The 23604-nt window shown below is 58.1% G+C and carries 21 protein-coding genes; 10 read left to right on the top strand and 11 right to left on the bottom strand.

Annotated features, from left to right (window positions below):
- Positions 1–61 precede the first annotated feature (61 nt).
- Together DWX39_RS07790 and DWX39_RS07795 are read left to right on the top strand one after the other, a co-directional pair.
- Complete coding sequence (locus tag DWX39_RS07790) at positions 62–1084, top strand: YafY family protein (protein ID WP_117759193.1); 1023 nt, start codon at positions 62–64, stop codon at positions 1082–1084.
- On the top strand, positions 1071–1988 hold the full coding sequence (locus tag DWX39_RS07795) for a YafY family protein (RefSeq protein ID WP_117759195.1): 918 nt from the start codon (positions 1071–1073) through the stop codon (positions 1986–1988). The genes DWX39_RS07790 and DWX39_RS07795 overlap by 14 nt, the downstream gene beginning before the upstream one ends.
- On the opposite strand, the gene DWX39_RS07800 is transcribed toward DWX39_RS07795, so the two are convergent.
- Positions 1985–4879 (bottom strand): helicase C-terminal domain-containing protein, encoded by a 2895-nt coding sequence (locus DWX39_RS07800; protein ID WP_117759197.1) that lies wholly within the window; start codon positions 4877–4879, stop codon positions 1985–1987. The genes DWX39_RS07795 and DWX39_RS07800 overlap by 4 nt on opposite strands.
- Positions 4873–5838, bottom strand: coding sequence for a D-alanine--D-alanine ligase (locus DWX39_RS07805; RefSeq protein WP_117647819.1), 966 nt, complete (start codon positions 5836–5838; stop codon positions 4873–4875). Before DWX39_RS07805 ends, DWX39_RS07800 begins: the two co-directional genes overlap by 7 nt.
- A gap of 85 nt (positions 5839–5923) precedes the next feature.
- On the opposite strand from DWX39_RS07805, the gene rlmN reads away from it, so the two are divergent.
- Positions 5924–6976: a 23S rRNA (adenine(2503)-C(2))-methyltransferase RlmN gene (rlmN, locus tag DWX39_RS07810; RefSeq protein ID WP_055251319.1), complete on the top strand. Its 1053-nt coding sequence runs from the start codon at positions 5924–5926 to the stop codon at positions 6974–6976.
- 198 nt (positions 6977–7174) lie between these two features.
- On the opposite strand, the gene DWX39_RS07815 is transcribed toward rlmN, so the two are convergent.
- The 9 genes from DWX39_RS07815 to rpmH all read right to left on the bottom strand — a co-directional run bounded on the left by DWX39_RS07815 (position 7175) and on the right by rpmH (position 12214).
- A complete protein-coding gene (locus DWX39_RS07815) occupies positions 7175–7429 on the bottom strand; it encodes a hypothetical protein (RefSeq protein WP_099432405.1) in 255 nt (84 codons plus the stop codon).
- Complete coding sequence (locus DWX39_RS07820; protein WP_199411468.1) at positions 7419–8324, bottom strand: ParB/RepB/Spo0J family partition protein; 906 nt, start codon at positions 8322–8324, stop codon at positions 7419–7421. Before DWX39_RS07820 ends, DWX39_RS07815 begins: the two co-directional genes overlap by 11 nt.
- Positions 8317–9117 (bottom strand): ParA family protein, encoded by an 801-nt coding sequence (locus DWX39_RS07825; protein ID WP_117759199.1) that lies wholly within the window; start codon positions 9115–9117, stop codon positions 8317–8319. The genes DWX39_RS07820 and DWX39_RS07825 overlap by 8 nt, the downstream gene beginning before the upstream one ends.
- 134 nt (positions 9118–9251) lie before the next feature.
- A complete protein-coding gene (gene rsmG / locus DWX39_RS07830) occupies positions 9252–9917 on the bottom strand; it encodes a 16S rRNA (guanine(527)-N(7))-methyltransferase RsmG (RefSeq protein ID WP_233508886.1) in 666 nt (221 codons plus the stop codon).
- A 168-nt stretch (positions 9918–10085) separates the two neighbouring features.
- A complete protein-coding gene (locus tag DWX39_RS07835) occupies positions 10086–10655 on the bottom strand; it encodes a R3H domain-containing nucleic acid-binding protein (RefSeq protein WP_117759203.1) in 570 nt (189 codons plus the stop codon).
- 44 nt (positions 10656–10699) lie between these two features.
- Positions 10700–11470, bottom strand: coding sequence for a YidC/Oxa1 family membrane protein insertase (locus DWX39_RS07840; RefSeq protein WP_055251326.1), 771 nt, complete (start codon positions 11468–11470; stop codon positions 10700–10702).
- A 29-nt stretch (positions 11471–11499) separates the two neighbouring features.
- Entirely contained in the window at positions 11500–11724 is a 225-nt protein-coding gene (gene yidD, locus DWX39_RS07845) for a membrane protein insertion efficiency factor YidD (RefSeq protein WP_022093804.1), read from the bottom strand.
- Positions 11721–12059, bottom strand: a complete 339-nt coding sequence (gene rnpA, locus DWX39_RS07850; RefSeq protein WP_082435526.1) for a ribonuclease P protein component — start codon at positions 12057–12059, stop codon at positions 11721–11723. The genes yidD and rnpA overlap by 4 nt, the downstream gene beginning before the upstream one ends.
- 20 nt (positions 12060–12079) lie before the next feature.
- Positions 12080–12214, bottom strand: a complete 135-nt coding sequence (rpmH, locus tag DWX39_RS07855; protein ID WP_019127408.1) for a 50S ribosomal protein L34 — start codon at positions 12212–12214, stop codon at positions 12080–12082.
- Between the two features lie 345 nt (positions 12215–12559).
- On the opposite strand from rpmH, the gene DWX39_RS07860 reads away from it, so the two are divergent.
- The 7 genes from DWX39_RS07860 (at position 12560) to gyrA (ending at position 23546) form a co-directional block, all read left to right on the top strand.
- A complete protein-coding gene (locus tag DWX39_RS07860; protein ID WP_117759205.1) occupies positions 12560–13912 on the top strand; it encodes an ATP-binding protein in 1353 nt (450 codons plus the stop codon).
- A 15-nt stretch (positions 13913–13927) separates the two neighbouring features.
- Entirely contained in the window at positions 13928–15652 is a 1725-nt protein-coding gene (locus tag DWX39_RS07865) for a DnaA ATPase domain-containing protein (protein WP_117759207.1), read from the top strand.
- 238 nt (positions 15653–15890) lie between these two features.
- Entirely contained in the window at positions 15891–16994 is a 1104-nt protein-coding gene (gene dnaN / locus DWX39_RS07870; RefSeq protein WP_099432409.1) for a DNA polymerase III subunit beta, read from the top strand.
- A gap of 9 nt (positions 16995–17003) precedes the next feature.
- Positions 17004–18110 carry a DNA replication/repair protein RecF gene (locus tag DWX39_RS07875; protein WP_117759209.1) on the top strand — a complete coding sequence of 369 codons (1107 nt, stop codon included), beginning with the start codon at positions 17004–17006 and terminating at the stop codon, positions 18108–18110.
- The gene (locus DWX39_RS07880; RefSeq protein WP_117759211.1) at positions 18097–18660 is read left to right on the top strand and encodes a DciA family protein; all 564 of its coding nucleotides are present in this window, start codon (positions 18097–18099) and stop codon (positions 18658–18660) included. The genes DWX39_RS07875 and DWX39_RS07880 overlap by 14 nt, the downstream gene beginning before the upstream one ends.
- Positions 18661–18765: 105 nt before the next feature.
- Positions 18766–20796 carry a DNA topoisomerase (ATP-hydrolyzing) subunit B gene (gene gyrB / locus DWX39_RS07885; RefSeq protein ID WP_117759213.1) on the top strand — a complete coding sequence of 677 codons (2031 nt, stop codon included), beginning with the start codon at positions 18766–18768 and terminating at the stop codon, positions 20794–20796.
- A 41-nt stretch (positions 20797–20837) separates the two neighbouring features.
- Positions 20838–23546, top strand: a complete 2709-nt coding sequence (gene gyrA, locus DWX39_RS07890; protein WP_117759217.1) for a DNA gyrase subunit A — start codon at positions 20838–20840, stop codon at positions 23544–23546.
- Positions 23547–23604: the final 58 nt, after the last annotated feature.

Raw genomic sequence — 23604 nt, forward strand, 5'->3', positions numbered from 1 at the left:
GCCTAATCTCCATATCGGACTAAAATCATGGCAGCAAACCACCTTCTCATGCGAGGACTCTATGACGGCAAGCGACGCGACCGCGACAATTAAAAAGGGGAATTCGGAGCCCAGTTTCGATAAAACGGCCCAGCGCATCCTCAATCTTTTCTTTGTGCTCAACAGCTCCCCCGAACCGCTGACGACCGAGCAGATCGTCTTGGATTCTGACCTGGGATATGGCTCGGGCAACATCGACTCGGATAAGCGCAAGTTTCGGCGCGATCGTGACAAACTGCTCGAGCGTGGCATCTTAATCAAGGAGGTTCGCCCCGCCGGTGCGCAGGAGACCGAGGAAAGCTCGTGGACAATCGACCGCGAGCACACGTTTGCGGCAGGCGGCCTCATCACCGCAGACGACGCCGATATCCTGCTCAACGCTATCGACCAGACAATAGCGGCCGGCTCTTCCACCTTTGCCGCGCCGCTTGCCGACATTCGCTCCAAAATTGCCTACCTCACCGGCATATCTGCGGTGGACGAAGCACCGATCCGCCGCTCTCCCACCGTCGATGCGGTATGGAGCGCCTTTGCCGAGCGATGCGCGCTGCGATTTTTATATCAGAACGGACGCGGTGGGCAAAAAGAGCGTACCGTCTGCGTCTACGGCATGTTCGAGCGCGAGGGCGTGGCGTACTTCTGCGGCCTCGACAATGCCACCGACGACATCAGGACATTCCGCTGCGACCGTATCGTTCGCGCTTGGCGTCCTTCGAAGGCCTACACCATCCCTGCGGACTTCAACCTCAACGACTACCTGTTCTTTGAATTCGATTTTGCCGACCGACCGCCCGTTGCAGCCACGTTCTCGTTCGCCCCGCAGGCGCAGATCGATATGATCAACGGCCTCACGCGCGGGCGAGGTGAGCTCGCACACACCGATGCGGGATGGACCTGGACCGTTGACGTGCGCGACCTTGAAGCCGCCGCCTCATTTTGCATGGCCCACGCTATGGACGGCATGAGGCCCATGGCCCCCAAATCGCTCAAGCAGGCGTGGAACCACCTCATTGAAAGGACGGTGCACGAGCATGCCCGTGCGTAAACTCACCAGCGAGCAGAGGCTCTCGCGCGCCATCGACATCATTGAGGCCCTCTACGCCGCCGGCGAGAGCGGCATGACACGAACCGAGATTTGCAGTCGCTTTGACATCACAGGAGTGTCGCTCGACGAGATTCTCGAGATCGTCTCGACGCTCGCGGACCGAGAATCGGGTGCGCGCATCATCTGCGAATGCCACGGCGAGCGTGTGGTCCTCACCGGTGACGCCGGGCGTGTGCTACCGCTGCGTCTGAGTGCCGCCGAGGGCGCTGTGCTCAACCACGAACTTGAATCGTTGGGGATCGAGCCCCAGGCGGCGGCTCGAATTCGACACGCTCTTCTACCCGAAGAGCTCGGCTATAACCAGCGTGTCTCTGACACCGTCAGCCACGGGTCGCACTGGCAGCAGCTGAGCTGCGCCATTCAGGACGGCGTTCGCTGCCGTATCTCGTATCGCTCGATGGACGATGCACGGCCACGCGAGCGTCTGGTCGACCCCTTGCGCATTACGGCAAACGGCGACCAAACATACCTGATTGCCTGGGACATCGCGGTCGATGAGCAGCGCACCTATCGCATGGATAAAATCGAGGGACTCGCCTTGACGGAAGACTCCGTCGTGCCTCACGTACCGGACGTTGCATCCCTCCACGATTCCCTTGCCCGGACGCAGCGTAGCGCAAAGCTCTTGCTGCCATTCGATATGGCGGAGCATCTGGACTGGGCCGGCATCACCCTAATCGAGCGCAGCGGGACAGACATGGCAACGGCAACCGTACATTACGGCTCCGAGCGTTGGCTGCTGAGCCAGATAATCGCAGCGGGCGGAGCCATCCGCATCTTGGATGACCCCGCCCTGTCAAAGCGTCTGTGCGATATGGCAAAAACCCTCGTCTGTCCGCTTTAGCGCCGCCGCTCGTGGCGTGCACGCCACAGCTGTAGATAGTGCCCGATCTGCGCCGATTCGATGCGCTGGTAGGAGCTCGTGGGCAGCGACGTTAAGAACTTCTTGCCATAGCCCTTCGTCACCAGGCGAGGATCTGCCAAGATCAGCACACCGCTATCGGTCGACGAGCGAATCAAACGCCCCGCGGCCTGCTTAACCTCGAGCACCGCCTCGGGCAGCGAATAGCGCGCCCATGCGCGGTCTTCGCGCAGGTTGCGCTCGCACGAGAGCGGGTCCGTGGGGCTTGAGAACGGCAACTTGGGAATGATGACGCAGCGCAGCGTCTCGCCGCTGGCATCAAACCCCTCCCAGAAGGCCTTGAGTGCAAAAAGCGACGAGGTCGGTTCGTTGATAAACCGGTCGCGCAGGCGACGAGGAGATGAGTTGCGCTGCTGGCAGTTGAGCTCCAGACCCGCACGGGCCATCTTGGGCTCAACGCGGGCGTATAGGTCCTCCATGTCGCGCCGATTGGTGAACAACGTGAGCACCGATCCGCCCATGGCAAGATGGGCGTCGACCAGTACGCGCTCGAGCGCCGTAAGATAGCTCTCACGATCGCGCGGATCGGGGATATCGCCCGCAACGACTACAGCCATGTTCGAATCGAAGTCGTAGCTCGAATCCAAGTGCAGCGATGACGACGTTGAAGCACCGATGCGATCAAGGCCGACCGCATGGTTAAAGTGCTCAAAGCTTTTGGACACCGTCATGGTCGCCGAGGCAAAGATAGCCGTGTGAACCTCGGGTAGCCACTCGGTTGCCAAAGCCTCGCCAATGTCGATGCGCTCTGCGGTCATCGACTCTCCGCCGGCACGAAGTCTGCGATTGACCTGCAGCGAATACACGTAGTGTTCATCGGTGCCATCAATGATGAGTTTGAGGTTCTCGGCCAGCTCGTGCAGGCGGCGCGAGATATCACCCAGGTCGACAACAACCTCGGGCTTGTCGGCGGCGACGGCTTGCACCAGCGCGTCGACGCTCTTGTCAGCTTGTTCCAATGCGTCGATGCCAGTGTAGGCCGACTGTAAGAAATCATGCCAGTCGTCTGATTCGCGCAGCTCGGGGCCAATCCATAGATTGGCATTGTCATAACCCCCACGCGCACGGCGGCCGAGCTCGCGAACGCCATCGAACACGTCGGCGATTGCCATGCTCGCGCGGGCAACCGTCGACGTCGCCTTGGCAGTAAGGCCCAGATAGAGCGTAGAGCCCTCGGAGGTTGCCAAATCACGGGAAACCTGGCTTAGTGCGCCGGTGCTCGAGCCACCCAGGCGCTCGAACAGGACGCGTGATTCGTCCGCCGACACCACGCGCGCCCACTGACGGCGCGCCTCGCGCTCGATGGAATGGGCCTCGTCGATTACCCAATGACGAATCGGAGGCAAAATCCTGCCCTCGGCCGCGACGTTACGGAACAGCAGGGAATGGTTGGTGACCACCACATCGGCATGCGCCGCACGACGGCGAGCACCGTGGACCAAACATTTATCAGGGAAAAACGGGCAGAGGCGACGAGCACACTCGCGCGAGGCCGTCGTAAAGTCGGGACGGTTGACGCTGCGCCACCGAATGCCGAGCGAGTCGAGGTCGCCATCGGCTGATTGGCAGACGTACGCCATAATGACCGCGACCGCCGTGAGCGTGTCCGCCGGATCGCGCTTGGTGGTGATCTCGACCTGGCCGCGGCTCATGCGCTCGAGCTTGCGCAGGCACGGATAGTGGTCATACCCCTTGAGAGCGCAAAAAGACAGACCACCGTTCAGTTGCTCGGCAAGTTTTGGCAGCTCATGGTACATGAGCTGGTCGGCAAGATTGTTCGATTTGGTCGCAATACCAACCGTGATGTTGTTACGGCGTGCTGCCTCGGCAAAAGGCACCAGATAGGCCATCGATTTGCCGACGCCTGTGCCCGCCTCAATTACACGATGAGTGCCCGTGACCAGCGCATCGCGGACCTCGAGCGCCATCGCGATCTGCTCATCACGCGGCTCGTAGGTGGGATACATGCGATTGACCAGGCCACCTGGCGCATAGTCCGCCTCAATCTCCTCACGACTCGGCATCTTGAGGACCGGCAGCTCATCGGCGTCCACCCGATCGTCGGCGCGATCGGCCTTGAGAACGTCAGCACGAGCGGCGCTGAGAGAGAAGATAGAACCAGGGTTCTGCCCTGCCAAGAATGAGAAGATAGGACGATAGGACCAAGGCACGTCCGAATGCATGTCGGCTAGGCGCGCCATGAGGCCCTGGGGCAAGTCGGTGAGCGCCACGAGCAACACGCGCCATACGCCACACAGGGCGTCGACGTCGGCATTGGCACGGTGTGATACCGAGTCACAGCCAAACAGATCGGCCATAAAAGACAGCTTGTGCGAGGCCAGGCGCGGAAGCGCGATGCGCGACAGCGCCAGCGAATCGATCCAAATATCGCTCACGTTGACGCCGCCTTTGACCGACTCGATAAACGAGCGGTCGAACGTGGCGTTGTGTGCGATCACCGGGCAGCCACCGACAAAATCGGCGAGAGCGGCGACGGCCTCAACCGCCGACGGGGCATCTGCCACATCGGCATTTGTAATGCTCGTGAGCTCGGTAATCTCGGCGGGAATCAGCTGTTTGGGATGCACGAAGGTATCGAAGCGGTCGATGACCTCGCGGCCCGAAAGACGGGCCGCCGAGATCTCGATCAGCTCGTTGTCCTGCACCGAAAGACCCGTGGTCTCGGTATCGAGGACAATCACATCTTCCTCGATAAGGCCGAAGGACTGCGTTTTGGCGCGGTCGGCAAGCGTGGCATAGGAGTCGATGACAAACTGCGGCGTTCCTGACGAAACCGCGTCCTCGATTAGCATGCAATGCCCGCTCGACGAAGGCCCATACGGATCAGGCTGTCACAGACCTGCGGGAACGTCATGTCGTCGGTGTGGCGGATCTCATCCGGATACAGCGACGTATCGGTCATGCCGGGAATGGTATTGGTCTCGAGGATAACGGGGCCGTCCTCGCTCACAATAAAGTCGCTGCGCGAGATACCCAGGCAACCGAGGGCCTTGTGAGCGGCGCAGGCAAGCTCCTGAGCGCGAGCGTAATTCTCGGGTGAAATCTGCGCCGGAATGCGATGGATATCCGTAGGGTCGACATACTTCACGTCCAGATCGTAGAACTCGCAGTCCTCGGGCTTACGAATCTCGACAATCGGCAGGGCGCGCACGTCATCTTCGCCGTATACGCCGACGGTGATCTCGGTACCCTCGATGCACTTCTCGACCAGCACTTTGTCGCCGTACTCAAACGCCTTGGCGATTGCCGCGGGCAGCTCGGAGGGCTCATGGACCAGGGAAATGCCATAGCTGGAACCGTTGACGGCCGGCTTCACAAAGCAGCGCTCGCCACAAACCTCGACGATATGATCGATATCGACTTCATCGCCCACCTCGAGCGCAAGGCCGGGGGCAATGGGAATGCCCGCCTTGGCGTATAGGAGCTTAGAGACCTCCTTGTCGGCACCGCAGGCGCTGGCAAGTACGCCCGAGGCCGTGTAGGGGATACCCAGGGTCTCCATGGCACCCTGCATGGCGCCATCCTCACCGCCGGCGCCGTGCATGGCGATAAATGCCACATCGAATCCGCCGTTCGCCATGGTTACCATAAAGTCATCAGCGGCCGTGTCAAGCAGCTCCACCGAGGTGTAGCCGGCTTCCTTCAGTGCCACCACAACGTTCTTTCCCGAATCGAGCGAGATCTCGCGCTCGGCGGAATGACCGCCCGCCAAGACCGCTACGTGCATGTTCTCTAGGCTTTTACCCGGCATGGGCAGACTCCTCCTCTATAATTTCTGCAGCTGATACCATATTGTAGCGATACCCTCTACGTTTCCCCAAAATCGAAAGGCTTCCATGAATCCCAGGACTAAATCTCAGGACATTCGCGACTTGAGCCAAAACGATATTCGCGAGCTCGTGGCCGAACTTGGCCAGCCCGCCTTCCGCGCGAAGCAGCTCATCGAATGGGTCTTTGAGAAGAACGTTTGTTCGTTTGACGATATGACCAACCTCCCCAAGGCTTTCCGTGAGCAGCTTAAAGAGGCTTTTGCCTTTGATACGCCGACTGAACTCACCAAGCAGGTTTCCAAAGATGGCTCGCGCAAGTATCTGCTCGAGTACCACGATGGCATTTCCGTCGAGACTGTCGGCATGCCCCGTCGTAACAAGCTTTCCGTCTGCGTTTCCACCCAGGCAGGCTGCGGCATGGGCTGTGCCTTTTGCGCTACCGGTCTCAACGGCCTCAAGCGCTCTCTGACCGCTCAAGAGATCGTCGACCAGGTGCTTCATGTATCCAACGACTTTGGCGAGCGTGCCACAAGCGTTGTCTTCATGGGCCAGGGCGAGCCGTTTGCCAACTACGACGAGGTTCTCAAGGCGCTGCGTATCCTCAACGACCCCGATGGCATCGGTATCGGCGCTCGTCACCTCACCGTCTCTACCAGCGGCGTTATTCCCGGTATTCGCAAATTTGCCGATATCCCCGAGCAGTTCACTCTTGCCGTTTCCCTGCATTCCGCCATCCAGTCGACGCGCAATAAGCTCATGCCCGGTGTTAAGAAATACACGCTGCTTCGCCTTCACGAAGCGCTTCAGCTCTACACCGAGAAGACTGGCCGCCGCCCGACCTATGAGTATGCCATGATCGAAGGCGTCAACGATACGAATCCCGAGATGCAGGCGCTCTGCGACTTCTGCGAGGGAACGCTGTGCCACGTTAACCTGATTCAGCTTAACGACATCGAGGGCAGCCCGCTCAAGCCGTCGCCGATTCATAAGGTTGAGGATCTTCAGCGTCGTCTTGAGTCCCGTGGCATCGAGACCACGATTCGTAACTCCCGTGGTAACGATATTGACGCCGCTTGCGGACAGCTGAAGCAGCGCTTTAAAGTTCAGAAAAATGCATAGGGGAGTCGCACCCCAAAACGTTTCATGTGAAACATCGAACGACCCCGGTTGCAGGATATGCAACCGGGGTCGTTTCATTTATTGACCTTAATTTTGAATCAGCTGCTGCTGGTCCCATTTTTACGGCCAAAATAAGGGGTCCTTGTCTCGTGAATCAGACAAGGACCCATCAAAATATGCTAAGTAATTGTTAGGTACCTAATAGCCTACATTTTCCCATTGGTTACTAACCCAACCTTGATTAATCTTAGGATTTTTCGTTACCTGAGCAGTTCGCATGGCAACATCTTCTGTCATAACATCCATTTTCTTCTTGGATGTATCAACGATATCTTGCGCGCCACGAAGCAAACGGCCTCGAAGTTCATCGTCTGTCGCGATCTTATAACCAGCAAAGGCACCAGCCGCGACAGTCGTCGCCAATGCAATCGCAGTAAAAATCTTATTCCTCATCTTGGCCTCCTTGATCAAACTGAATCACTTCACCAAGAATACGAGAGAGCTCTTCCTCGTCTTTAAACTCAATCTCAATCTTATTCTTTCCACGCGAGCTTTTCACGCGCACGTTGGTATTAAATACCTGACGAAGTACACGCGCAGCCTTTTTAAAAGACTGAGGCGTTGCAGGCCTCGGCGTCTTAGGCGTCTCTCCGGCAGAAAACAATGGAGCAAGATTTTCTGTCGCTCTTACGGAAAGGCCCTCTGCAACAACCTTCTCTGCAAGTCGAATTCGCGCGTCCTCATAGGGAACTGCAAGAATCGCACGCGCATGTCCAGCAGTAAGTTTACCCTCAAAAATCATCTGCTGAACTACTTCGGGGAGATCGAGAAGGCGCAGCGAGTTTGTAATTGCAGAGCGTGACTTGCTTACGGCCTTCGACAATGCCTCCTGGGTCATACCGCTAGCATCGATGAGCTGGCGATAGCCCTTAGCCTCTTCGACGGGATTCAGATCAGAACGCTGAAGGTTTTCGATAAGAGCAAGAGCCAGCATCTCTTCATCATTAACATCTTTAATGATGACAGGCAGTTCCTCAAGACCAGCAAGCTTTGACGCCTGGTAACGACGCTCACCAGCGATGATCTCATAGCCGTTTCCATGCTTGCGAACCAAGAGCGGCTGCAAAACGCCATGTTCTTGGATTGACTCGCTCAACTCGCGAAGTTCAGTTTCATTAAAGTGAATTCGCGGTTGATTCGGGTTGGGAACGATATCCTCAATAGTTAGTTTTGTTTCAGATGCGGCATTTGAAGCAGATGCGGACGAACCACCGGTCTCATACTCGGCCTCAGAGACCAAAGCACTGAGTCCACGCCCCAATCCGCCACGTTTCTTTGCACTAGGCACGCTTGATCACCTCTTTTGCAAGGTTCATATACGCTTTTGCACCCTTGTTTTGAGGTGCATAGGTAATTACCGGTTCTCCAAAAGACGGAGCTTCAGAGATTTTAACCGTACGGGGAATCAGCGTCTTAAATGCCTTATCACCAAAATACGATTGAACCTCCTCAACAACCTGATTCGATAGAGAAGTACGCGAGTCATACATGGTCATAAGCACACCATAGGTGTCTAAGCCCTTGTTCAGACGTGATTTGACCATCTTCATTGACTCTAGCAGCTTCGTAACGCCCTCGAGTGCGTAGTACTCGCACTGGATCGGAATCAAAACGCTGTCTGCTGCGGTCAAGGCATTGATAGTAAGCAGGCCGAGCGAAGGAGGACAGTCAATGAAAATAAAATCGAACTCGTCCTGAATCGGCTCAAGCAAATCTTTGAGGCGGGTTTCACGAGCAATTGCGCTTACGAGCTCAATTTCGGCACCTGCAAGCTGAATCGTAGCTGGAATTACGAATACCTTTTTGCAATTTGTATCAAGAACAAGCGATTCTGCCGGCACATCATTCAACAATGCATCATAGATGCAGTGATCAAGGTCTTCTTTTTCAATTCCAAATCCACTTGTACTGTTTCCCTGCGGATCAAAATCGACAATCAGTGTCTTACGACCCTGCTCACCCAGTGCTGCTGCAAGGTTTACAGCCGTCGTTGACTTACCGACACCGCCTTTTTGATTGATGATTGCAATGATACGCCTGTCCTTTGCGTTCTTAGAACGCTTAACGTCGCGAAATCCCACGGTCCCTCCTGGTGTGTATTAAAGCTGTCAAACGGAGGATGTTTCACGTGAAACATTCCGATTCGATATCAACCGCCATGTTTCACGTGAAACACTGCAAGTTGTTAGTATCCATTATGTTTCACGTGAAACATCTAGGCAAGCGGATTCTTCTTTGCCATGCCATTTGCACGAGGCAATGAAATGGATGCTGGATGACTCTTCTTAAGAACAATGAACTCTCTGTGGCCCAAGCCCTCAGGCAAATCGATTGCGTCATTCAGAAGCAAAGCGAAGCCACAAATCTTAGCTGCTGACATGCCGGAAGCAAGCTCCTCATCCAAAGGATTGCCCTTGGTGATAACAAATAGCCCTCCATCCTTGAGGAACGGAGCTGCATACTCAACAAGAATCGGTAGAGGAGCCAGTGCGCGGGCAGTTACGACAGAGAACTGCTTCTTATGGCTTCGAGCATATTCTTCAAGACGATCATGGACCGCATGAGCATGTTTCAATCCAAGAGCATGAACAAAAGAATTGACAGCATCAACCTTCTTGCCAACAGAGTCAATATAAGTAGCTTTACGATGCGTGGTTATGGTTAAAGGAATACCTGGGAAGCCCGCACCTGTTCCCATATCGAGCAAAGCTCCCTCAGGAGCCTTATTGATATAGGGGAGCAACACAAGTGAGTCGAGGATATGAAGCACTGCAGCATCTTCTACGTTAAGAATACGTGTGAGATTGGTTGTCTTATTTGATTCCAGAACCAAATCCAAATGCTGAATACATTTCCTCAGCTCAACATCAGTTACGCTCAAGGAATACTCTTTGCAATAAGAAGTTAGACGACTCAACATCTTGTCAGCCTGCTGATCAGTAAGTACTAACAACGAAAGCTCCTTTCTGACAAAAATCAGTGTATCGAGAACTTTTGACAAAAAAAGGGGACGTGGAAACCACGTCCCCTTAGCATAAGCTCGAGCAGATTATCGAGCAACAATCACCACATGGCGATCGGGGTCAGAACCCTCAGAATGAGTATCGACGGCATCATTGCCACGAAGTGCAATGTGAACCAGTCGACGCTCATAGGCATTCATGGGCGGAAGCGAAACACTCTTATGAGTGCGGATGGCACGCTCGGCTGCAGACTGAGCCATGGAGGCAACCTTGTCCTGACGGCGGCTCTTGTATCCCTCGACGTCCACTACAACCGGATACCTAAAGCCAAGTTTGCGGCTCACTAGCAAAGAGAACATAACCTGAAGGGCATCAAGGGTGCGACCATGACGGCCAATGAGAACAGCAAGGTCGGGAGCCGTTACATCCAGAATCAGCTCACCCTCGTCGCCCTCATACTCATCGATGGGAGAGTTGTCGGCATCGAAGTGCGAAAGGATGGAACGCAGGATGGAAATCGCGACATCGGCAATGGTGTCGAGCTCCTCGTCGGTCAACTCTTCACCGGCCTTGTAGCGCTGTGCAATCTCGGGATAATCGCCCGCGACCTGCGGGGCAACCTCCTCAAGCATATCCTCGATGATCTCTTCAGACATAACGTACTCCAAAAGTTAGGTACCTAAATAAGATTGATATCCCGCTACTTCTTCTTGTGCGGGCGCGGCTTCTTTTCGCGACGAGTGACCTCAACCTGCAGCGGCGCGTTCTTAAGGCGCTCCTCCTCATCAGCCTTCGCCTTGTCGATAACCTTCTGCGTCACAAAAATCTGCTGGATAACCTGCCAGGCAGAGGACACATCGTAGTACAGCAGAACGCCGACGGGAAGGCTCCAGCCCATCCAAAGCATCATGACCGTCATGACAACGGCCATCATACGCATGCTCTGAGCCTGCTGGCCGGTCTGGTTGCGCGACATATAGAGCTGCGGAATCAGGGTCAGGACAGCGAACAGGATCAGGCAGACCAGCGCAGGCAGCGCGACCATAAAGCCATCGGCAAAGGAGGCACTCGGCGTGGTGGTCAGGTCGGGCAGAATATTAAAGAACGAGAACGTGCCGTCGTTAAAGTAGTCCGGCAGGTTACGCAGCAGCGTAAAGAGGGCGAACAGGACAGGCATCTGAATCAACAGCGGCAGACAACCAGCCATCGGGTTGAATTTGTTCTCGCTGTAGAACTTCTGCATTTCCTCGGCCTGACGCTGGGGATCGTCGGCATAGCGCTCCTGGATCTCGAGCATCTTGGGCTGCAGCACCTGCATGCGTGCCGTCGACTTAGTCGACTTGAGCATAAGCGGCGTCAGCAGCAGACGGATGATGACCACCAGGATGATGATGGACAGGCCCCAGTCGACCGCAAAGGTCTGGATGAGCTTGAGCAGCTCGAAAAGGATGTTAACGATCCAATCCCACATGTAAGTTTTCCTCCGATAGCGAGTGCCCGCTAGGGCACAGGGTCATAACCGCCGACGTGCAGGGGATTGCAGCGAGCGATGCGCCTCACGGCAAGCCAGCAGCCTCTCAAAACACCGTACTTCTCAATCGCCTGGACGGCGTATTGCGAGCACGTTGGGTAATAAATGCAGGCGTCAGGCAATAAGGGCGAAATAACCTGTTGATATATGCGAATAGGAGCGATGGCAACACGTCGCAAAACGTGATTGCTCATCGCTCCTCCCCGGCAACGCCGGCGCGTTTCATAAGCGAACGCAATGCATTGTCCATCTCCTGAGGCGAAGAAACCCTCGTCTTGGGAGTTGCGAACAAGATGATGTCATAACCCGCAACGGGAAATCCACAGCTGCGGGCGGCCTCGCGCATCACACGCTTAGAACGGTTGCGCACAACAGCACAACCGAGCCGTTTAGCACCAACGAAGGCGACCCTTCCGGAGTCGCCTTCGCCAACCGATTCACATATGGTCATTCGAATCAGAGGGTGATTGAAACGACGCCCCTGACTGAACACATGCTCGAAATCTTGCCGAGACTTAATAGTCTTCATGCGAGATGTGTGTATCGCTGCTAGACAGTGAGACGCTTGCGGCCCTTGGCGCGACGACGGGCGAGCACGGCACGACCACCCTTAGTGGCCATACGGGCACGGAAGCCATGGGTCTTGGCACGCTTACGCTTATTAGGCTGATACGTACGCTTCATCTTAAGTTCCTCCTGCTGCATTTCGAGTGTCCGCGGGGGCGCGGACGCAGATATAGACACGTGAGCTTGAAGATTGTAGGGAAATCAATGTTCAAATGTCAAGAAATCAAAGGTAAAAGGTTGCGCAGTTCACACGGTTCCCCCATAAGCCGAGCTCGATTTAGCGGTGCATGGCAACTTTTCACGATATTTCATCGAGTTTTCAACAGGTCATATTGGCAATGTTGAGAACTTTTCGTCCGTTTTCCAAAGTTTTCAACAGGTTTTGAAAAGTTGTCGAAAGATGAGAAACATTGCACGGTGAGCTACTATTTGTTCGAAACCTTTTGAAAGATTGCGAGCGGCATGTCTGACGACTTTTACACCATGGTCGATTCCGGAGACCCGGCACCCGACAACGAGCACATCACCGGCGTGCGCGAAGAGCGTGAGGAAGGCGAGCAGACGACCACGCAGGCGCCAAAAGCCATGTATGCAGCGCGCATCGCGGTCTACGATGACATGCTGTCGACACCGCGTGTCATCGTCATCGAACCGCAAGACGTCCGTACCTACTTGGAAGAGACAACCAACACCGTCTACCAGTGCATGAAAGAGCAGGGAGGACGCATCTCGCTGATGGTTATCCGCGAGATTGTCGAAAACTTTATCCACGCGCATTTTGCAGAGCCCATCATCTCGATTCTCGACGGTGGCGATACCATCCGCTTTGCCGATCAGGGTCCGGGCATCGACGACAAAGAGCGTGCCTTCGATTTTGGCGTAACCAGCGCAAACAGCAAGATGAAACGGTATATCCGCGGCACCGGCGCCGGGTTTCCCATGGTACAGGAGTACTTGGAAAACGCCGGCGGCGCCGTCTCCATCGAGGACAACATGGGCAACGGCACCGTCGTGACGGTAAGTCTGAACCCCAAGCGCGTGCAGGAAATCGAGCGTGCCGGCGGGCGCGGGGCAGCCGTGCGACCCGAGACGGAGCAGCCCACATATCCCCTGCCGGGAGCTTTTGCGCAGCAGCCCATGGCAACGCAGCAGATGCAGCCCCCCGTGGGGCAGATGCAGCAGCCCGGAATACTTCCTACACAAGAGCCCCAGGCGGCATCGATGTCGATGCCGCCAAACATGCCAGAGGCCATGCCGCTGGCGGATCAGGATGCAGCAGCAATGCAGCAGGCGACGGGGGCACCGGGTGGCCAACAAATGGGCTATCAGCCGTACCATCAGGGATATCCATATCAGCAGATGCCGCCACTGGGGTATGGCCAGCAGTTCCCGCAGCAGTACCAGCAGGGATATCAGCAGCCGTACCAGCAGATGCCGCAGCAGCAGTACAACCCCTGGGCCCAGCAGATGCCTCCGCAGCCTTACCAACAGTGGCCCCAAAGTTTTCAACAGCAGATGCCGACCATGCAGAGTTCTCAACAACCAGCAGCTCAAATGATGTATCCTAATGCAGCAAATCAGTATGCGCAGCCACAACCGGACGTGTTCGTAAGCGATCGCGGCAACGCCGCGCTAGGCTATCTGGCGCAAAATCAAGCGTGCGGCGCAACCGATCTGGCGAGGGCGTTTGGAAACTCGGCCCCCACTTGGTCACGCACGCTCAATGACTTGGCGCAGGCCGGCTTGGTCATCAAGCATGGCCAGAAATACCATCTGACCGAACTCGGCGCCGCTCGCGTGCGAGCTCAGAGCTAAAGAACGGGAGAGACAGTGGACGAGGAAGCAAGCATCATCCTGGGGGATGCCATCGCCTTTTGCCAGCGCGACGGCCAAGATGCACGCCTCATCAACATGCTGGGGCAATCGCGCGCTATAAGCCTGACCGAAGATACGCTCACGATCGAGGCGCCCTCGCGCTTTGCCATCGCGCAGCTCAAAAAGCATCAGCCGACTATTGAGGCCTATCTGGAAGAAATCGCCTTTGCGCCGATCGCGCTCGATATCGTGGCACCGCAAGGCGCAACGGCCGAATCCGCTGCCGCGACGGCGGCCGCCGCGGCTCCCGCTGCTTCCCCGGCGGTGCCGGCCTCCGCAGGCGACGTGCCGACAATCGAGCACCAGCACAGCGATGTTTCCCGTGAAACCATGGCACCGTTGCCGACCGCGGCGGCGGCGCCAGCGAACGCACCCGTCACGCACATGCCCATCGCTCACGACGCAGCGGCGAGCGCGGATTCGGGCATTGCAATCAAGAACACACTCTCGGCCGATGATTTTCGTCGCATGATGAACCAGATGAAGGGCGGAGCGCCGGCTAAATCCACGCAAGCTGCGGCCCCCGCTTCACCCGTGCCAGCACCGACCGTGCCGGCCGAGCAGAATACGGATGGAGCCCCGCTCGCCGCGAACTCAAAATTTACCTTTGAGAACTTTGTCTACGGCCCCGAGAACAGCCATGCCTATCGCTCGGCACTCAAGTTTGCCGCCCTCGCGGACGAGCGCGGCACGTGCACATCGTTGTTCATCTACGGCAAATCGGGCCTGGGCAAGACGCACCTGCTGCTTGCCATCAAAAACGAGCTCGCCGAGAAGTCGCCCGAGATCAAGGTCAAGTATGCCAACTCCCAGGCATATCTGGACGACCTGATGACCGAGTTCGACCGCCAAAAGAAGAGCAACGCCCCCATCATGCAGGCATACCACGGCGTGGACGTGCTCATCATCGACGACATTCAAAACATCATCGGCAAGCGCGCGAGCGTGGACTACTTTTTCCAGCTCATGGACGAGTTTATCCGCAACAACAAAAAAGTCGTCATCGCAGCCGACCGCGCTCCCAAAGACCTGAGCATGGACGAGCGTCTGACCAGCCGCTTCAACGCCGGCATGCTCTGCCTGGTCGCAGAGCCCAGCTACGAGATGAAATACAAGATCTTGCAGCGCTATTACGAGAACACCATCGTCGCCGCTCCCGAGGCAGGCGACGACTCGCTGCTGGCGGCCTATGGGGGCGACAGCGGGCACCTGACCGACGAGCACTTTAAACACATGGCAGAGGTCTCGGGCACCAACATCCGCGAACTCGAGAGCTTTTGCGAGCGCTGCGCCGGCGAGGCGGGCGACCGCGAGCGCGAGGGCGGGGAGCTCACCTTTGACGATATCGACGCCATCGCCAGCCAGTACTTCGACACATCGGCCAAAAAGATCAACGTCCAAACGGTTCAGTCCGTCATCGAAGAGCAATACGGCGTGACGCACGAGGAGCTCATCGGCCCGCGTCGCAACGCCAATATCGCCAAGGCACGCCATATCGCTATCTACCTGGCCATCGAAATGTGCGAGATGACGACCACGGCGGTAGGCGCCGAATTTGGCAACCGCAACCACTCGACCGTCAGCACAAGCTACAAAAAGGTCCAGAAGATGATCCAGGAAGACCGCACCGTCACCGAAGACCTCAAGTCGCTGCGCGATAAAATTACACTGCGCTCGTAGGGAAATAGAGACACCTGTTGAAAACTTGTCGAAACCACGGGCATAAGGTGTCTAAAACCCAACCCGCGGTGATGAAAAGTTTTGCGCAGGTTTTGAACGTGGAAAACCACCCCCGTTGCACACAGGTTGCTGTCGATTCTCTTTTTGGGTCTGACCTGCGTCTTTGAGAGTAATCAACAGTTTCGTCAGTGCTATTACTATTATTAAGATATTTATATCTATAGAAAGGTATTAAAAGATGAAGTTCACCGTCAGCCAGAGCTCGCTTACACAAGCCATCGGCGTCGTTATGAAGGGTGTCGCTTCGGCATCCACCCTTCCCATCCTGTCGGGCGTGCTCGTCAAGGCGCAAGACGGCATCTTGGAATTCCAGACCTCTAACTACACCATCTCGATCCGTCATCGCATCGCGGCGCATGTCGAAGAAGAGGGCGAGATGGTTATCCCCTGTAAGATGCTCTCCAATATCACCAAGACCCTCCCCGATGCCCCGGTCACCTTTGAGCTGTCCGAGCGCCAGGTACTGATTGGTTGCGAGAAGAGCTCTTTTAGGCTGAACACGCTCGATGCCAATGACTTCCCCGAGTTTCCGGCCTATGCCATCGAGAGTGCCGTGGAGCTGCCGACCGATGTCTTGTCCGAAATGGTCGGCCGCGTGTGGCGCGTCACCTCGACCGACAAGGCTCGCCCCATCCTGGGCGGCGTGCACATGAAGGTCGAGAACAACACCGTACGCCTGGTGGCGACCGATTCCTTCCGCTTGGCCGTGTGCGATACGCAGGTCGAGACCTCGACCCTCGAGGGCTCCTTTGAGCTCAACGTTCCAGCCGACGCCTTTAACGACGCGCTGAACATCATGGCCAGCCAGGCGACCATTATGATCGGGGCTACCGACACCCAGGTCGTCTTCGAGGCCGGCAACACCACCTACGTGTCGCGCCGCATCGAGGGCGTGTACCCCAACTACAAGCAGCTCATCCCCGATTCGTGCGTGACGAGCGTCAAGATCGACGTCGCCGCCTTTAACGCCGCCCTCAAGCGCGTGGCCGTTATCGCGAGCGCCAACCCCGCCGTCAAGTTCGAGATCGATGTCGAGAACGGGCAGATGGGCCTGTCCTCCATTTCCAATGACCAGGACCTTGCGCAGGAGACGATCGATGTCGAGGCCGAGGGCGAGTCGGGTACCATCGCCTTCAACTACCACTACATCTTCGGCTGCCTCAATGCCCTGTCCAAGGAGAAGGAGATCACGCTGGAGCTCAAGAGCTACTCGCAGGCGGGCATCTTCAAGTCCTACGACAAGATCAACTACCTGTACCTAGTCATGCCGGTCCGCATCTAGCGCTGCGCCATGACCATGTTCGCCCGCGATCTTTCCGTCGCGCACTACCGCAGCTTCGATAGCTATCGCCTTGCCCTGGACGAGGGCGTGACGATACTTGCGGGACCCAACGCAGCGGGAAAGACCAATCTCATAGAGGCGCTGCAGCTGCTGACGAGCGGTGCCTCGTTTAGGCATCCGACCGCAGCCGAGCTCGTCCATGACGGCGTGGGCTCGTGCAAGGTCGAGCTGAGGCTCGAGGGCGACGGCCGCGTGCTTGATATGGGATTGAGCGCGGGGGACGGTAAGCGCTCGTTTAGCCGCAACGGCAAGAGATGCTCCGCCGCCGGTGTGCGCGGGGTTCTGCCGAGCGTGCTGTTTTGTCCCGACCATCTGGACATGGTTAAGCGAGGCGCCAGTGTGCGCCGCGCCGCCCTCGATGACTTTGGCATGCAACTGAGCGCACGCTATGCCGATCTTGCGAATACCTATGGGCGTTGCGTGACCCAGCGTAATGCCTTGCTCAAGGAGACCTGGTGCTGCCGCGAGATGCTCGGCGCGTGGAACGATTCGATTGCCCGCGCGGGCTCGGCCCTGCTCGTGCACCGGTTGGCCCTACTCGACCGGCTGGCGGGCCATGTGCGCGCTGCCTACGGGCAAGTGGCGTCCGGTGAGGCCGCCAACGTGTCCTATGCGTCCACGCTGGGGGATTTGCCCCAGGTCGAGGATCGCGAAGAGCTGAAGGGCTGGGCGTACGAGCGCATGCTGGCTGCCCTCGATGAGCACGCCGACGAGGAAATTCGCCGCGGCGTGACGCTGGTGGGACCGCATCGCGACGAGATTGAGTTTACCGTGGCGGGTCGCTCCGCCCGTTCGTTTGCCAGCCAAGGACAGCAGCGCACGCTGGTGCTGTCCTGGAAGGTGGCCGAGGTTGCCGTGGCTCGCGATGTCCTGGGCACCGCCCCACTGCTGCTTCTGGACGACGTGATGAGCGAGCTCGACGGCGGGCGTCGCGGTGCTTTCCTGCGGCTGATCGGCGATGATATCCAGACGGTCATAACTACGACCAACTTGGGGTACTTTACCGATGACCTGCTTGATCGAGCCAAGGTGGTGAGCATGGGTGAGACGTGCTAATTACGAGCGCGAGAGCGAGACAGTCGCCTTCAGCGGGTTTTTGAACGCAGAGCGCCAGCGCATCCTGGCGGCTGCAACGCCTAAGCGCCGTGCGCAGATGGAGGCTGCCGAGGAGTCGCGCACGGTCTATCGCGCATGGAACGCGGTGTGCTCGGGCACGCGCGAGGGACGGCATGTGACGGGACTGCGCTACCTGCCCGAGTCCAATGAGCTGCTGGTATATCTCGACTCGCCCTCGTGGACGCAGGAAATGACGCTGTTGCGCGAGATCATCCGCGCACGCATGGAGCGCGCCGGTGCGCATGTGGACGGCCTGGTGTTCAAAACCACCGCGCCCGGTCACACACCGTCCGCCGCCAAGGAGCGCCTGCGCCCGGCGACGACCGAGCGATCGCCGGCCCCGCACGCCGACCTAAGTGAGGCCGAGCGTACCGAGATCGAGCGCCAAGTGGCGCCCATCGAAGACCAAAAACTGCGCGAGGCCCTCGAGAATGCCATGAGAGCCAGTGCCGAGTGGGCCAAGGGCGTGCAAAGCAAAAAAGAGCCTTAAATCGCATCTGGTGGCCTTGTAGAGCCAAATACCCTCGTTCCCGAGGGTATTTTTTTACGATAAACTAGTAAGGCTGTACACATTTTCTTGACTGAAGGAGGACGTGTGGCAAACGAAAACGATTACGATGGCGGCGAGATTAAGATTCTCGAAGGTCTCGAGGCCGTTCGTAAGCGCCCGGGCATGTATATCGGCTCGACGAGCGCCAGCGGTCTGCATCACCTGGTGTGGGAGATCGTTGACAACTCCGTCGACGAGGCCATGGCCGGTTTCTGCACCGAGATCCAGGTGACGGTCCACGCCGACAACTCCATCACGGTCGTCGACAACGGGCGCGGCATCCCCGTCGACGAGCACCCTGTTAAAAAGATCCCGACGCTCGAGGTCGTTATGACGATCTTGCACGCCGGCGGTAAGTTCGATAACTCGGCCTATAAGGTCTCGGGCGGCCTGCACGGCGTGGGCATCTCCGTCGTCAACGCGCTGTCCAAGCGCGTGGTCGTTCAGGTTCGTCGCGATGGCAACACCTACGAGATGGAGTTCTCGCGCGGCAAGACCGTCAAGAAGATGGAGGTCGTGGGCACCTCGGATTCAACGGGCACCACCGTCACCTTCTGGCCCGACGACGAGATCTTCGAGACCTGCATCTACGATTTCGATACGCTGCACAACCGTCTGCAGGAGACGGCGTTCCTCAATAAGAACCTTAAGATTGTGCTGACCGACGAGCGCGAGGCGACTCCCCACGTGGAGGAGTTTTGCTACGAGGGCGGCATCGTCGACTTCGTCAAGTTTCTCAACGAGGGCAAGGACGTCCCCGAGGCCTTTAAGGAGCCCATCTACATCGAGGGCAAATCGGATCCGGACGCGCCTGTGGCCAAGATAGGCGAGGTTGAGGTTTCCCTGCAGTGGAATAGCGGCTACGGCGAGAACGTCATGTCGTTCGCCAACGACATCTACACTCCCGAGGGCGGCATGCACCTTGAGGGCTTTCGCACCGCGCTCACCCGCGTGATCAACGACTACGCGCGCAAACAGAACCTGCTCAAGGAAAAAGACGCCAACCTGACCGGCGACGATGTGCGCGAGGGCCTTTCGGCCGTTATCTCGGTTAAGCTGCCCGATCCGCAGTTTGAGGGCCAGACCAAGGCCAAGCTCGGTAGCTCCTATATGCGCGCGCTCACGCTCAAGATCGTGACCGACGGTCTCGCCGATTACTTGGAGGAGCATCCCAAGCCCGCCCGCGAGATTGTCAAGAAGGCGCAACAGGCCTGCAAGGCGCGCAACGCCGCCCGCAAGGCGCGCGAGGCGACCCGCCGCAAGAGCCTGCTCGAGACGGCGTCCCTGCCCGGTAAGCTCGCTGACTGCTCGGTGCGCGATGCCGAGCTGACCGAGCTCTTCATCGTAGAGGGTGACTCGGCAGGCGGTTCGGCCAAGGACGGCCGTCGCCGAGACATCCAGGCGATTCTGCCCCTGCGCGGCAAGATTCTGAACGTCGAACGCGTTGGTGACCATCGCGCGTTCTCGAGTGACACCATCCAGTCGCTGATTACCGCGATCGGCTGCGGCGTCACGACGAGTGCCGGCGACGGCGGCGACTTCGATATCACCAAGGCGCGCTACCACAAGATCATCATCATGACCGATGCAGACGTCGACGGTGCGCACATCCGCATCCTGCTGCTGACGTTCTTCTACAAGTACATGCGTCCGCTGATCGATGCCGGCTACGTCTATGTTGCCTGCCCGCCCATCTTTGGCATTAAGGTGCGCAACAAGATCCACTACGTGTATCCCAACGGCCGCCAGCCCGAAGACGAGATCCTGCGCGACACCATCCAGAGTCTGGGCCTGAACCCCGACGATAACGACGAAGACGGCAAGGCCAAGGATGGCAAGATCACCAAGAAGCGCAAGGGCTATACCGTCCAGCGCTACAAGGGTCTGGGCGAGATGGACCCCAAGCAGCTCGCCTCGACGACGATGGATCCCAAGACCCGCATCCTGCAGCGCGTGTCGATCGAGGATGCCGTGGTGGCAGACCGCGCCGTGCGCGAGCTGATGGGTTCCGAGGTCGGCTATCGCCGCGAGTACATCGAGAAGCACGCGCATGACGCACGATTCCTTGACGCTTAAGAGGAGGTAACGTGGCAGACGATATCAACAATAACGAGGGTATGGACGAGGCCGGCGACGCCGGCATGCCCGATGATCTGAAGCGCCTGCTTGCCCGTGCTGAGCAGGGCGAGGACGGCGATCCGGACGCCTATAACCCCGATGCCGATGATGAGGAAGAGGACGACGACGCCGAGCTCGAGGAGAGCTTTGGCGAAGTCGACCGTGGCGCCTCGGCCGGCGAGGATATCAACGGCGGTCAGCTCCAGATTTCGGAGTTCGGCCGCGAGATGAAGCAGTCGTTCATCGAGTACTCGATGTCGGTCATCACGGCGCGCGCCCTGCCGGACGTGCGCGATGGCTTAAAGCCGGTGCACCGTCGCATCCTGTACGCCATGAACGAGAGCGGCATCTACCCCAACCGTCCGCACAAGAAGTCCGCTTGGACGGTCGGCGAAGTTATCGGTAAGTACCATCCGCACGGTGACTTCGCGGTCTACGAGGCCATGGTCCGCCTGGCGCAGTGGTTCTCCATGCGCACGCCGCTCATCGACGGTCACGGCAACTTTGGCAACATCGATGGCGACGGCGCCGCCGCCATGCGTTACACCGAGAGCCGCCTGGCAAAGCCCGCCATGGAGCTGCTGCGCGACCTGCAGAAGGATACCGTCGACTGGCAGCCCAACTACGATGAGTCGCTCGCCGAGCCCCAGGCGCTGCCCGCGCGCTTCCCCAACCTGCTGGTCAACGGCAGCCAGGGCATCGCCGTCGGCATGGCTACCAACATCGCCCCGCACAACCTTACCGAGGCGATCGAAGCCACGTGCTACCTGATCGACAACCCCGACGCCACCGTCGACGAGCTCATGCAGATCATGCCCGGTCCGGACTTCCCCACCGGTGCCATCATCATGGGCAGTGCCGGCATTAAGCAGAGCTACGAGACCGGCCGCGGCTCCATCACCGTGCGCGCTAAGGCTCATGTGGAGTCCACCAAGACCGGCCGTAGCCGCCTGGTCTTTACCGAGATTCCCTACATGGTCAACAAGGGCACCCTGCAGGAGAAGATCGCCCAGCTCGTCAACGATAAGCGCATCGAGGGCATCTCGGATATGCGCGATGAGTCCAACCAGAAGGGTATCCGTCTGGTCATCGAGCTCAAGAAGGGCGTCATTCCGCAGGTCGTGCTCAACAATCTGTATAAGTACACCTCGCTGCAGACGACCTTTGGCGCCAACAACCTAGCACTTGTCAACGGCGTTCCCAAATGCCTGAGCCTGCGCGAGATGCTGCAGCACTACATCGACCACCAGGTCGACGTAGTCACTCGCCGCACCCGCTTCGACCTTAAGAAGGCTCAGGCCCGCGCGCATATCCTCGAGGGTTACCTGATGGCCCTTGACCATATCGACGAGGTCATCAGCATCATCCGTTCCTCGCAGACCGATTCCGAGGCCAGCAGCCGCCTGATCGAGCGCTTTGGCTTTACACCCGAGCAGACCACGGCCATCCTCGAGATGAAGCTGCGCCGCCTGACCGGCCTGGAGCGCGACAAGATCCAGGAAGAGCTGGACGGCCTGCGCCGCGCCATCGCCTACTACGAGGACCTGCTGGCGCACGAGGAGAAGATCCTGGGCGTCATTAAGGAAGAGATGCGCGAGATCTCCAAGAAGTTTGGCGATAAGCGCCGCACCGAGATCAGCCAGGTCGAGAAGGACCTGGACGTCGAGGACCTCATTGCCGACGAGGACATGGTCGTGACCATCACCCACACCGGCTATGTCAAGCGCATCCCGGTGGCCGCCTACCGCGCCCAGAAACGCGGCGGCAAGGGCGTGTCGGGCGTCAACCTCAAAGAGGACGATGTCATCGACGAGATGTTCATCGCGTCCACGCACGAGTACGTGCTGTTCTTCTCGAGCAAGGGCAAGGTCTATCGCCTGAAGGTGCACGAGCTGCCGGTGGGTACGCGCCAGGCGCGCGGTACCGCGATCGTCAACCTGCTGCCCTTCGAGGAGGGCGAGAAGATCGCGAGCGTCATCAGCTGCCGCGAGTTCCCTGCTGACGAGTACCTGATGTTTGCCACCAAGAGCGGCATGGTCAAGAAGACCGTGATGAGCGCATATGACCGCAGCCGTCGCGACGGCCTGATCGCTATCAACCTGCGTGACGACGACGCGCTGCTGAACGTGCGCCGCGTGCGCGAGGGCGACAAGATTATCCTGGCCACCACCGCGGGCAAGGCGATCATGTTCTCCGAGGAGCAGGTGCGCGCCACCGGCCGCGATACCAGCGGCGTTCGCGGTATCGGTATGAAGGACGGCGTGAGCGTTCTGGGCATGGAAGTCACTAACGGCAACGGCGATCTGTTCGTCATCACCGAGCGCGGCTACGGCAAGCGCACGCCGGTTGCGGACTACCCGGAGCAGAATCGCGGCGGCCAGGGTGTCTACACCATCCAAATGACCGAGCGTAAGGGTAACCTCGCGGCCATGAAGACGGTGGGCCCGCAGCACGAGCTGTTCATCGTGACAGAGGGCGCGACGGTCATTCGTGTCAAGACCGACGAGATCAGCCAGACCGGCCGCGCCACCCAGGGCGTCAAGATGATGACCGTCGACGACAACGACCGCATCTGCGCCGTAGCCCGCATGACGGCCGCCAAGGAGAAGCCCGAAGACGAAGGCGCCGAGGCCGCAACCGACGCCGAAGAGGCCCCAGTCGACCTAGGCGACGGCAACGACATGCCAGAGGATCTCCTAGACGAGTAAGAGGCCCTAGCTGATAGAAAATATCAGACCCCATATATCGGCGGTCGGCGCACTGCGC

Source organism: Collinsella sp. AF19-1LB (genome assembly GCF_003459655.1).
In the GTDB taxonomy this organism is placed as follows: Bacteria; Actinomycetota; Coriobacteriia; order Coriobacteriales; family Coriobacteriaceae; genus Collinsella.